This is a genomic window from Janthinobacterium foliorum (genome assembly GCF_978021625.1).
In genome coordinates this window covers 1-264 of the sequence record NZ_CDXDQE010000111.1, presented here as the reverse complement: position 1 = coordinate 264, position 264 = coordinate 1, and the positions used below count along the sequence as shown (strand labels likewise).

The 264-nt window shown below is 49.6% G+C and carries 1 rRNA gene; it reads left to right on the top strand.

Annotated features, from left to right (window positions below):
* A 23S ribosomal RNA gene (locus tag ACZ92H_RS29750) occupies positions 1-264 on the top strand; the annotation flags it as partial.

Genomic DNA, 264 nt, shown 5'->3' with positions numbered 1-264 from the left:
GGCTAAAACAGTCAGGATGTTGGCTTAGAAGCAGCCATCATTTAAAGAAAGCGTAATAGCTCACTGATCGAGTCGTCCTGCGCGGAAGATGTAACGGGGCTAAGCCAGTCACCGAAGCTGCGGATATCCTTTATTGGATATGGTAGGAGAGCGTTCTGTAAGCCTGCGAAGGTGTCTTGTAAAGGATGCTGGAGGTATCAGAAGTGCGAATGCTGACATGAGTAGCGATAATGGGGGTGAAAAGCCTCCACGCCGTAAGCCCAA